The following is a 10,650-nucleotide window of genomic DNA, read 5'->3' on the forward strand; positions in this document are numbered from 1 at the left end:
TCCTTTATCTCAGTCGGAGGACTCCAGTCTATACGGAGCAAACCGGGTGCTTCCGCTTTTCTTAATTGTTATGACGATCTCGTTTTATTTCCACTTGAAATTTTTCAAGGAATGCACCAATTAACATACTGGCAATTAAGAATGGATAGAATTCACGAATAGTATAGATTTGTGCTTCATTGCTCCAAATGGATTGAAAGAAAGAATGAAAATCGATTTGTATAGAAGAAATTAGCATTAGAATATGCAAACAAAACCATATGATGGATAATGTATTGCTACCGAAATTTGCAAATGTGGCAACTGCACCAATAATGATTGCTAATATGATGACGACAGCAATATTTGATGGCACTATAATCGAGTGGAAAAAAATTTCTTTTGCTGCTTTCGCAAATAGTAACCCAAATATGATGAAACTACATGTGTACGTAAGAAAAATAAATGCTTTGTTAAATTTATATTTAGTTACAAATAATGTTAGAGTAGCAATTAAAAGAATCGTGGCTGTTATATAGGCATGGCTATTTAAAATAAGTGCAATCACAGCTATTACAGCTAATAAGATATTAAGAATATCTAATTTCCGAATAATGGAATTGTACATATTTTTCACTCCTCTCCTAGTGTCATTATACCCTATAATAGAAAAGTAAATCTTTCGATTGAAAGTCTTTTGTATGTTTTTACATGAAACTAAATCGTATGTCCGCTTTTAAGTTATTGTGAATTTAAACCATGTATGTTACATTAAAAGTAATATTGTCAAGATGTAGGAGGTGGACTGCGTGCTTAATACAGTGCTCACAGTTCTTCTAGTTATTGTTTGTATTTCACTAATCGTGGTTGTACTTCTTCAATCAGGAAAAAGCGCAGGCCTATCAGGTGCAATTTCCGGTGGTGCTGAACAGCTATTCGGAAAGCAAAAAGCGCGTGGAATAGATTTAGTTTTACACAGAATAACAATTGTATTATCTGTACTATTCTTTGGATTGACAATTGCTCTTTCTTATTTCGTAATGTAATAGCTCATTCTTAAAAACCAGCATATAGCTGGTTTTTTTGTTGTATAAAAAGGATGCAGCAGATGAGACTTTAGCTCTGCAGGAGGGTGATAGAAGATATGGAGCTAACGTGCGCTTCCGCTTTTCTTTTAATTGTTGTTTAATTGACACGATTCTTCTAAATATGAATGCTCTTCTGTGCGATAATGGTAACATATGGGTACTTCTTTATTGGAGGATGTGTTAGCCTTGAAAGAAGCTTTACGTGGAAAGAATATTCTTTTAGTAGAAGATGAAAGTAATATACGAAAAGTCATGAAACTTTATTTACAAAGAGCGGGTTTCGAGGTGATAGAGGCGAGCAATGGGAAACATGCACGTGTTCAATTCTTAAAGTATGACCCATGTTTTGTTATATTGGATATGATATTACCCGGTGAAGACGGTTCAAGTATCTGCCATTGGATTCGACATGATTTAAAGAGTAATGCACCTATTATTATAGTAAGCGCCAGATGTGAAGTTGAGGATCGTATAAAAGGGTTGCAAACAGGGGCCGATGACTTTCTTGGTAAGCCATTTAGCCCGAGTGAATTGGTGGCTAGAGTAGAAACAGTGTTACGTCGAACAGCAAATCGTTGCAGTAAAATTAGCTACCAAGGACTTACGATTAAACCAATTAAAGGTGAAGTGCGCTTTGAGGATCGGGTTATTGATTTGACATTATTTGAATATAAAATGCTTTTATATTTTATGATGAATCCAAATCAAGTCATTACAAGAGAGCAAATGATTAATAATCTGTATGAAGATGGGCAGAAAGCTATTAATGATCGAACAATTGATGTTCATATTAAACATTTGCGAAGCAAAATAAATGAATGCACTGAATATCCTTTCATCGAGACGATTCGCGGAATGGGTTATAGATTTAATCCTTAAATGCAAAATCTTTGTCGTGATGCATATGCTATCATGACAAGGATTTTTTTTGTTATATCATTTTTTTTGCGTCTGTTTGTGGAATAACAAGAGTACCAGCTTGTTTTCATAGCATTATGAAAGGAAATTTGATTAAATAAAGGAAGGCGCAACTGAAGCAGTGAAAATGCTGTTTAGTATAGACAAAGGAGTTTTGAAAAAATGAGAACAACAATTCCAAAACCGTTTACGTTTGAAGGCGGAAAACGAGCGGTTTTATTATTGCATGGTTTTACAGGGAATTCTGCGGATGTACGTATGCTTGGGAGATACTTAGAAGATAAAGGTTATACATGTCACGCTCCTCACTACAAAGGACATGCTGTGCCACCAGAAGAGTTAGTAAAGACAGGACCAAAAGATTGGTGGAAGGACGTCATGATGGCTTATGACCTTCTAAAACGTAAAGGTCATGAAGAAATTGCTGTAGTCGGTTTATCGCTTGGAGGCGTATTTTCTTTAAAATTGGGTTACACTGTACCTATAAAGGGAATTGTACCGATGTGTGCACCTATGTTCTTCAAGAGCAAAGAGCAAATGTATGAAGGCGTTTTATCTTATGCAAGAGAATATAAGAAAAGAGAAGGTAAGTCACAAGAGCAAATCGAATTAGAAATGAAGAACATTGCCCCAATGAATACGCTAGAAGCATTACAGGAGTTTATTGCGAGTGTTCGTGAAAATGTTCATCAAATTGATGTACCAACTTTTGTTGTTCAAGGACGTAACGACGAAGTCATTAACCCCGACAGCGCAAATATTATATATAATGAATTAAATAAAGCTCAAAAAGAAATTAAATGGTATGAGAAATCTGGACATGTTATTACGCTCGATAAAGAGAAAGAACAATTACATAAAGATGTATATGAGTTCTTGGAGCAATTAGACTGGAAAGAATAGCTTTTACCCTTATTGAGGGAGGTTTATATGAATGGATGAAAATATCCGTATGTATTATGATCGGTTGCTTCAATTTATGAAAGAAGAAGCCTATAAGCCGATGACTGTGCAAGAATTAGAAGAGGCATTAGAAATTGAAGATTCAGCTGATTTCAAAAGTTTTGTTAAAGCACTTGTGAAGATGGAAGAAGAGGGTCAAGTTATTCGGACACGTACGAATCGTTATGGTTTACCAGCCAAAATGAATTTAGTTCGAGGAAAATTAACGGCCCATGCGAAAGGATTTGCATTCGTAACACCAGAGGAACCAGGAATGGATGATATCTTTATTCCACCTCACGAAACGAAAAATGCCATGCATGGAGATATTGTACTTGTACGTGTTTCTTCTACAAGCTCTGGTTCACGAAGAGAAGGTGCAGTGGAAAAAATTATCGAACGCGGCTTACAGCAAGTCGTTGGAACATATTCAGAAAGCAATTATTTTGGTTTCGTTATTCCAGATGACAAGAAAATTGTAAATGACATCTTCATTCCGAAAGCGGCAAAAATGGGTGCTGTTGATGGCCATAAAGTAGTTGTAAAGATAACTGCTTACCCAGAAGGTCGTGCTAGTGCAGAAGGAGAAGTTATTGAAATTCTAGGTCATAAGAATGATCCAGGCGTTGATATTCTTTCTGTTATTCATAGCAATGGTTTGCCGTTAGAATTTCCTGATGAAGTATTAAAGCAAGCTATTGATACACCTGAAACAATCGATGAACGTGATTTAGATGGTCGTCGTGATTTGCGTGATCAAGTAATTGTAACGATTGACGGAGCAGATGCAAAAGACTTAGACGATGCGGTAACGGTTACTCAATTAGAAAACGGAAACTATAAACTAGGTGTTCATATTGCCGATGTAAGTCATTATGTGACTGAAGGCAGTGCAATTGATATGGAAGCTTATGAACGAGGAACGAGTGTTTATTTAGTAGATCGTGTTATTCCGATGATTCCACATCGCTTATCTAACGGTATTTGTTCATTGAATCCAAAAGTAGACCGTTTAACGCTTTCATGTGATATGGAAATTGATGAACAAGGTATAGTTGTAAAACATGAAATTTTCCAAAGCGTTATTAAAACAACGGAACGAATGACTTACTCGGATGTGAACAAAATTCTAGTAGATCAAGATGACGAGCTTCGTGCGAAATACGAGCCAATTGTTCCGATGTTTGAAGATATGGAAAAACTCGCTCAAATTCTACGTGAAAAACGTATGAGACGTGGAGCAATTGACTTTGACTTCAAAGAATCGAAAGTGCTAGTTGATGAAGAGGGACATCCAACAGATGTCGTTCTTCGGGAGCGTTCTGTTGCAGAGAAGCTGATTGAAGAATTCATGCTTGTTGCCAACGAAACCGTGGCAGAGCATTTCCACTGGATGGAAGTACCGTTCATTTATCGTATTCACGAAGATCCAAAAGAAGAAAAATTACAACGTTTCTTTGAATTTATCACGAATTTTGGATATATTGTCAAAGGTAAAGCGAATGAAGTTCATCCTCGTGCGCTTCAAGAAATAATTGAAGCTGTTGAAGGAAAGCCAGAAGAAATGGTTATCTCAACTGTTATGCTTCGTTCAATGCAACAAGCGAAGTATGATCCAGAGAGCTTAGGTCACTTCGGTTTATCGACAGACTACTACACGCACTTTACATCACCAATTCGACGTTATCCAGACTTAATCGTCCACCGATTAATTCGCACATATTTAATTGAAGGTAAGATTGATCCTGCTACTCGAGAAAAGTGGTCACATTTGTTACCAGATATTGCGGATCATACATCGAAACGTGAACGTCGTGCTGTAGATGCAGAGCGTGAAACAGATGATCTGAAGAAAACAGAATTTATGTTGGACAAAGTAAATGAAGAATACGATGGTATAATTTCTTCAGTAACAAACTTTGGAATGTTCGTCGAACTAGAAAATACAATCGAAGGTCTTGTTCATGTTAGCGCAATGAACGATGATTACTATCGCTATGATGAGCGCCATTTAGCAATGATTGGTGAAAGAACAGCGAAGGTATTCCGTATCGGTGACGAAATCACTGTAAAAGTTGTAAATGTAAATAAAGATGAACGTGCAATTGATTTTGAAGTTGCAGGTATGAAGAATAATCGAAGACGTGAAGATAAAGAAACACGCGTATTTAAAGCGGGTTCAAGAGATCGTAAACGAGGCGGTAAAAAATCTTCAAGCAACGATGATCGTTCGCGCAGCAGAAGTAGGAAAAAAGATAGCTCTAAAAAATCAGATTCGGCAAATGGTGGCAAGAAGAAAAAAGAGAAAAAGTTCTTCGAAAATGCTCCAAAGAGCAAGCGTAAAAAGAAGCCGAAAAGACGATAAAATCTCGTAGAGAGCCTTTTAAAAAGGCTCTCTTTCCGCTATCATAAAGGGATGAGATAAAGTGAAACTTTGCTCAGTGGGGCATTCTTCCCTAGTGAGCATTAGTAGAACCAATCGGGTTCTTACTGGCGCTAGAGTTCCCACTTAAATGTCTTTGTATTGAAGCACCAAGATTGACGGGAGAAAGTTTACAGGAGTTAGGAGGAGAGAATCCTATGGCAAAAGGTATGGGCAAACAAGTTGCTCAAAATAAAAAAGCATACCATGATTATTTTATAGAAGAAACATATGAAGCTGGTATCGTTCTACAAGGAACTGAAATTAAATCGATTCGCGCAGCAAGGCTGAATTTAAAAGATTCACATGCTCGTATCCAAAATGGTGAAATGTTCTTATACAATATGCATGTTAGTCCGTATGAACAAGGTAATCGTTATAATCATGATCCTTTACGCACGCGCAAGCTTTTGCTTCATCGTCGTGAAATCAATAAGCTAATTGGTATTACGAAAGAACAAGGTTATACACTCGTTCCATTAAAAGTTTATTTAAAAAATGGCTTTGCAAAGGTTTTAATTGGACTAGGTAAAGGGAAGAAGCAATATGATAAACGTGAAGATTTAAAACGTAAAGAAGCAAAACGTGATATTGAACGTGCATTCCGCGATCGTCAAAAGATGTAAAGGCTTTTGACGGTTGTGTTGGCAGTGGCTATATTAAGATTTAGCTTCCTTTGGTAGTCTAGACAAGAACTGACAATTGCATTTCATACTGTATATGTTATAATTCAATTACTGAATGACAACTGAATAAGCAAACTTGCTTTTGCTATTCATTTTCGTTCGTTCCTTTTCTTATATGGGGACGTTACGGATTCGACAGGGATAGTTTGAGCTTAGGTTGCGAGTCGAGGGGATCGGCCTCGTTAAAACGTCAAAGCCTATAACTGGCAAACAACAAAACAACTTCGCTTTAGCTGCTTAATAACAGTCTAATGCGGTTCCTCCCTCCATCGTCCACGTGGTAGGGTAAGGGACTCACTCTTAGTGGACTACGCCGGATTCCACCGTCTGAGGAAGAAGGAAGAGAACAATCAGACTAGCAATGTGGAAGCCTGTCGAATGGCCGAAGCACTTGCGAAATACTAATAATTCGACTACACTCGTAGAAGCTTAAGTGGCAATGTTTCTGGACGTGGGTTCGACTCCCACCGTCTCCACCAAATACATATGTTTTGGTGGTTTTTTGCGTTGTGTGACTGGAAGCATATTTTTGCCGTTCTGTTAAATATATATAAGGACAATTAGTTACCGATATATAAAGCCTGTATCTTAAATTACCAAGTAATCTTAGATACAGGCTTTATTTTAAAACAGATTTTTAGGTTAGGTAAGTGTAACATTTGATATTAAAAGGACCACAACATTTTAGATATGTCTAAAATGTTGTGGTCCGATTTGTTTTCTATTTTCACTAACGCACCCGTTTGTTCTACAAAATATCAATAATTACAACCCGTTATTTCTCCCATAGCTCAACCAGTCTACCTTCAGGATCTTTAATCCAAATAAACTTACCAAATTCATTAATCTCTATTTCCTTTACAAGAGGTACACCAATTTGTTCAAGATGCTTAATAGTCTCGTTTAGATTATAAACTTGGAAATTTGTTGGGAAGTAAAGGTCATCTTTAGTAAAGAAAGAAAAGGTAGTTTCATTTCCTGAATGGGGTTTAATAATAGTCCCATTCCAATTTTCTATTTCGATCTTCAGCACTTCACTGTACCATTTTTTAATCATCGTACTTTTAAGAGTAATGTATTTCATACTATATGTAAAATTTTTTTTACTTTAGGTTTGAAATATGTTACTCTTATTTTATAAGAGGTGAGCTGAGATGCTGTTAAATAATGAAAGAAAGATTCGTAATAGAATTGTTGTGTTAAGAGCTGAAAGGGGGTTATCACAAAGAGAGGTTGCTGATAAGCTGGGCGTGAGCCGACAAACGATTATTTCACTTGAAAAAAACAGATATAATCCATCTTTAAAGTTAGCCTATGATATATCACTAATGTTTGGTGTAGATTTACACGAAGTTTTTCAATATGAAGTAGAGGAGGAGAAATAAATATGGAAGTTTTTCTAGCTATTCTACGTATTATTTATGTACTCATTTTCTTTATCGCAGTCTTTATTTCACTGAAATTCGAAATGGGTGAAGAGAATAAGGATGAGCGTGGGAAGAGCATTTCCAATAAATCCTATGGCATTGTATTTCCTTTAATGCCTTTTGGATGGTTTTTAATCGAGTTGTATGACCAATTCATTAGTCACCTGGATTACGATACATACAAATTAGTTATTTGGTTTTTAATCTCAGGTTTAATGATCCTTCATGGAATCATCATAACGGTATTAAAGAGAAAATATTAAGTTGCCTTTACATAAAATAAAAATCGTAAGAAAGGAAGTGGCTGTGTGAATATTTGGGCGTGGATTGGGATGTTAGGAGTTTTAATTCTTGCACCTTTGTCTTTACTTAAAAAAGAGAATAGGACAAAAGAGGGAATTAGAAAAGTTATTGTGACGGTAGTAATTGTGCTAGCGATTATCATTGCGGTGTTATTTTTTAGTGTTAATTATTTACTTGCATTGGTGGTCGGTTTTATTGCAATGATTGTATTCGATAAAAAAACATATACAAAGAAGAGATTAATGATCTATGGGGCAATTATTCTTGTCGTAGGAATTGCAGGCTACTCTGTATTCCGAGACAATCCTGATTATGTTCTGAACCATTTGAAAGACAATCCGCAAACAACGTCTTTTTACTTGGCGGAAAATGGTGTTGAATTAATTACTTATCAATCAGATGTCGTTCGACCATTGGCAAGCACAGTGAAGATGCTGATCGCTGTAGAATATGCGATGCAGATTGATGCAGGCTTGTTGGATAAAGATAGCACTGTGTCATTGGATGAGTTAAACCGTTATTATTTAAAAGGTACGGATGGCAATGCACATGAAGAGTGGCTGAAAACGATGGATAGCGAAAGAAAAGTTGAAAATAATGCAGTAACGCTACATGACGTTGCAAAAGGAATGGTGACCTACAGCTCTAACGCCAATACAGATTATCTAATTGATTTGCTTGGCTTAGCTGCTATCAATGAGCGGGCAAAATCACTTGGACTTACGCAGCATGAGGAAGTCTATCCGATTGTCAGTGCGCTCTTAATTCCAGAGTACTTGAAAAGTGAATCAATGAACAACAAAAAATTAATAAAAGAGCTTGAAGCGATGCCGATTGAGGAATACCGGGAATTAGCGAAGGATTTAAGTAAGCAAATGAAGGAAGGAACGATCAAAAGTAAAGACTATACATTTGATTCGTCCTTAGATGTACAAAGAGTATAGTCGGATCGTCTAATTGGTGCATCAGCCAATGATTATGGGAAGTTATTGGCGGTTATGTCGAATGATCAACTTCCAGTGAAAGCTGCTGAAACAGCAAGGGATTTACTTGAGTGGCCGATGCAACTGAACGAAGGCAACCATGAGCGTTTTGTTCATCTTGGTGCAAAAGGTGGATCGACTGCATTCATACTAAACGACGCATTGTACGCAGAAAATCATAATGGAGATAAGATTGAAATGGTTATCTTTACAGATGACCTAAACTCATGGCAGGGAATGCTCATCCGAAACAATATGAATTCGTTCGAATCAAAATTACTTGGTAGTGAAGACTACCGTCTGAAAGTCCAGAAAGAACTCTCCGAATTGTAATTAATTAAAAAAAGCCATTATCGATTTTATGTTGATGATGGCATTCTTCGTCTCCACCTTCAAATAGCAAAAAAATTTAAAAACTTTATACAAAAGTCTTTTCTTAGTTAGTAATCCTTGGTAATATCTAATTTAGAGATGTAAAGAAAGGGGAATCTGTACATATGTGGAATACCTTGAAATGATTATTTAATTGGATAGAGACAGTGGCGGTCCTTGGTTCTTAAGGATGCGTTTATTTGTCTATCTTAAATCATTCAAGGGATACATGGTGTGGACAATTAAATTCCCATTGCCGAGCAGATACCTTTGTATATCTGCTTTTATTTATGGGTAAAAATACATCTCTATTGACACAATCATAGAGTCCCTAAATTGGGGGAATTTTAATGAAAAGTCACTACGAAAAAGAAGAAGCACTAACAGGAGGGAATGTCTCCAGTGTATATCGTTTGGGAGATACGGTTCGACGAGAATTAAAGCCTGATAGTGTTAAAATTCATACATTGCTAAAACACCTTGAAAGCAAAGGTTTAAATGGTGTGCCAAAGTTTCTAGGTATTGATGAAAAAGGGAGAGAGATCTTATCCTTTATCGAAGGAGAAGCTGGCAATTATCCGTTAAAAAAATACATGTGGTCGGATGAGGCTTTAAAAGAGATCGCAAAAATGCTTCGTCTCTATCATGATGCGATGAGTGATTTTCCAATGGAAGAACGTTGGCAACCCATTGATAACACCCCGCAGCCATTTGAGGTGATGTGCCATAATGATTTTGCCATCTATAACATTATTTTTAATCGCGAAAAACCAGTAGGTGTGATTGATTTTGATCTGGCTGCTCCTGGTCCAAGACTTTGGGATATCGCCTATACGCTTTACACTTGCGTTCCTTTAAGTAGGCTTTATCATACGGAAGCAGGCGAAGCCATTTTTTATGATTCGTTAAGGGATGCTGAGCGAATCAAACAAAGGGTTAAATTGTTTTTTGATTCCTATGGTATGGAGGGACTAGAAAAAGGGTTTTTAGAAATGGTACTGCTACGAGTAGAAGGATTATGTAAAACCATGCAAAGGAAAGCCAAAGAAGGCGATGTGGCGTTTCAAAAAATGATCGACGAAGGACATTATGATCATTATCAAGAGGAACTTCGATTCATTCGCGAACACGGAAAAGAGTGGATTTAAGAGAAAAGTCATGATGAACTAACGGAGTGTAAGCGATTAAAAAGAGATCATCTTTTGAGAGGGCACTGAAAAAGTCCAGTAATTAAATGAAGCCATCTGTTTCTCGATATTGTCGAGAAACAGATGGCTTTTTGTTTTATACTATAAGTAATATATTCAGGTGGTGTCCCAATGATTTCAAATCAAGAATCTTTTAATCTTAGTCCTTTCATGGCAATTTATGATATCGTTGTTCCAAAAGACAATATGCTTCGTCAAATTAATGATTTGGTTGATTTTTCTTTTGTATTAGATGAATTACAAAATAAATATTGCCTTGATAACGGTCGCAATGCAGTACCGCCTATTTGTATGTTCAAATACTTATTGCTAAAAACTATTT

Annotated in this window: 12 protein-coding genes, 1 other RNA gene and 1 pseudogene; 12 read left to right on the top strand and 2 right to left on the bottom strand. The window is 36.5% G+C overall.

The genetic code is table 11. The annotated features are described in order from the left end of the window. Positions 1–61: 61 nt before the first annotated feature. Positions 62–607: a hypothetical protein gene (locus V7014_RS21065; RefSeq protein WP_335510007.1), complete on the bottom strand. Its 546-nt coding sequence runs from the start codon at positions 605–607 to the stop codon at positions 62–64. Between the two features lie 181 nt (positions 608–788). Here V7014_RS21065 and secG point away from each other — a divergent pair, with 181 nt between their 5' ends. The 6 genes from secG to ssrA all read left to right on the top strand — a co-directional run bounded on the left by secG (position 789) and on the right by ssrA (position 6,514). Then, positions 789–1,025, top strand: a complete 237-nt coding sequence (gene secG, locus V7014_RS21070; protein WP_335510009.1) for a preprotein translocase subunit SecG — start codon at positions 789–791, stop codon at positions 1,023–1,025. Between the two features lie 228 nt (positions 1,026–1,253). Further along, the gene (locus V7014_RS21075; RefSeq protein WP_335510011.1) at positions 1,254–1,946 is read left to right on the top strand and encodes a response regulator transcription factor; all 693 of its coding nucleotides are present in this window, start codon (positions 1,254–1,256) and stop codon (positions 1,944–1,946) included. Positions 1,947–2,147: 201 nt separating this feature from the next. Then, positions 2,148–2,888 (top strand): alpha/beta hydrolase, encoded by a 741-nt coding sequence (locus V7014_RS21080; protein WP_335510013.1) that lies wholly within the window; start codon positions 2,148–2,150, stop codon positions 2,886–2,888. Between the two features lie 49 nt (positions 2,889–2,937). Continuing rightward, complete coding sequence (gene rnr / locus V7014_RS21085; protein ID WP_438824952.1) at positions 2,938–5,292, top strand: ribonuclease R; 2,355 nt, start codon at positions 2,938–2,940, stop codon at positions 5,290–5,292. A gap of 215 nt (positions 5,293–5,507) precedes the next feature. Next, positions 5,508–5,975 (top strand): SsrA-binding protein SmpB, encoded by a 468-nt coding sequence (smpB, locus tag V7014_RS21090; protein ID WP_042350665.1) that lies wholly within the window; start codon positions 5,508–5,510, stop codon positions 5,973–5,975. A gap of 177 nt (positions 5,976–6,152) precedes the next feature. Then, positions 6,153–6,514, top strand: a transfer-messenger RNA (tmRNA) gene (ssrA, locus tag V7014_RS21095). A 296-nt stretch (positions 6,515–6,810) separates the two neighbouring features. Here the strand turns inward: ssrA and V7014_RS21100 are convergent. Further along, a complete protein-coding gene (locus tag V7014_RS21100) occupies positions 6,811–7,119 on the bottom strand; it encodes a VOC family protein (protein WP_335510020.1) in 309 nt (102 codons plus the stop codon). Positions 7,120–7,189: 70 nt separating this feature from the next. On the opposite strand from V7014_RS21100, the gene V7014_RS21105 reads away from it, so the two are divergent. The 6 genes and pseudogenes from V7014_RS21105 to V7014_RS21130 form a co-directional block, all read left to right on the top strand. Beyond that, a complete protein-coding gene (locus V7014_RS21105) occupies positions 7,190–7,420 on the top strand; it encodes a helix-turn-helix transcriptional regulator (RefSeq protein WP_335510022.1) in 231 nt (76 codons plus the stop codon). Between the two features lie 2 nt (positions 7,421–7,422). Continuing rightward, a complete protein-coding gene (locus V7014_RS21110; RefSeq protein WP_335510025.1) occupies positions 7,423–7,725 on the top strand; it encodes a hypothetical protein in 303 nt (100 codons plus the stop codon). A gap of 45 nt (positions 7,726–7,770) precedes the next feature. Then, positions 7,771–8,709 (top strand): serine hydrolase, encoded by a 939-nt coding sequence (locus tag V7014_RS21115; RefSeq protein WP_335510027.1) that lies wholly within the window; start codon positions 7,771–7,773, stop codon positions 8,707–8,709. A 54-nt stretch (positions 8,710–8,763) separates the two neighbouring features. Then, positions 8,764–9,081, top strand: coding sequence for a hypothetical protein (locus V7014_RS21120; RefSeq protein ID WP_335510029.1), 318 nt, complete (start codon positions 8,764–8,766; stop codon positions 9,079–9,081). Between the two features lie 389 nt (positions 9,082–9,470). Continuing rightward, positions 9,471–10,268, top strand: a complete 798-nt coding sequence (locus tag V7014_RS21125) for a phosphotransferase (protein WP_335510031.1) — start codon at positions 9,471–9,473, stop codon at positions 10,266–10,268. A gap of 171 nt (positions 10,269–10,439) precedes the next feature. Beyond that, a pseudogene (locus V7014_RS21130) lies at positions 10,440–10,650 on the top strand (IS5/IS1182 family transposase); the annotation flags it as partial.

This window comes from Bacillus sp. JJ722, from assembly GCF_036963345.1.
In the GTDB taxonomy this organism is placed as follows: domain Bacteria; phylum Bacillota; class Bacilli; order Bacillales; family DSM-1321; genus Bacillus_AD.

Bases quoted from the DNA above. Each gene is read 5' to 3' on its own strand.
- V7014_RS21065 (WP_335510007.1), bottom strand. From the start codon at position 607: ATGTACAATTCCATTATTCGGAAATTAGATATTCTTAATATCTTATTA.
- V7014_RS21110 (WP_335510025.1), top strand. From the start codon at position 7,423: ATGGAAGTTTTTCTAGCTATTCTACGTATTATTTATGTACTCATTTTC.
- smpB (WP_042350665.1), top strand. From the start codon at position 5,508: ATGGCAAAAGGTATGGGCAAACAAGTTGCTCAAAATAAAAAAGCATAC.
- rnr (WP_438824952.1), top strand. From the start codon at position 2,938: ATGTATTATGATCGGTTGCTTCAATTTATGAAAGAAGAAGCCTATAAG.
- V7014_RS21125 (WP_335510031.1), top strand. From the start codon at position 9,471: ATGAAAAGTCACTACGAAAAAGAAGAAGCACTAACAGGAGGGAATGTC.
- V7014_RS21100 (WP_335510020.1), bottom strand. From the start codon at position 7,119: ATGAAATACATTACTCTTAAAAGTACGATGATTAAAAAATGGTACAGT.
- V7014_RS21080 (WP_335510013.1), top strand. From the start codon at position 2,148: ATGAGAACAACAATTCCAAAACCGTTTACGTTTGAAGGCGGAAAACGA.
- V7014_RS21120 (WP_335510029.1), top strand. From the start codon at position 8,764: ATGTCGAATGATCAACTTCCAGTGAAAGCTGCTGAAACAGCAAGGGAT.
- V7014_RS21105 (WP_335510022.1), top strand. From the start codon at position 7,190: ATGCTGTTAAATAATGAAAGAAAGATTCGTAATAGAATTGTTGTGTTA.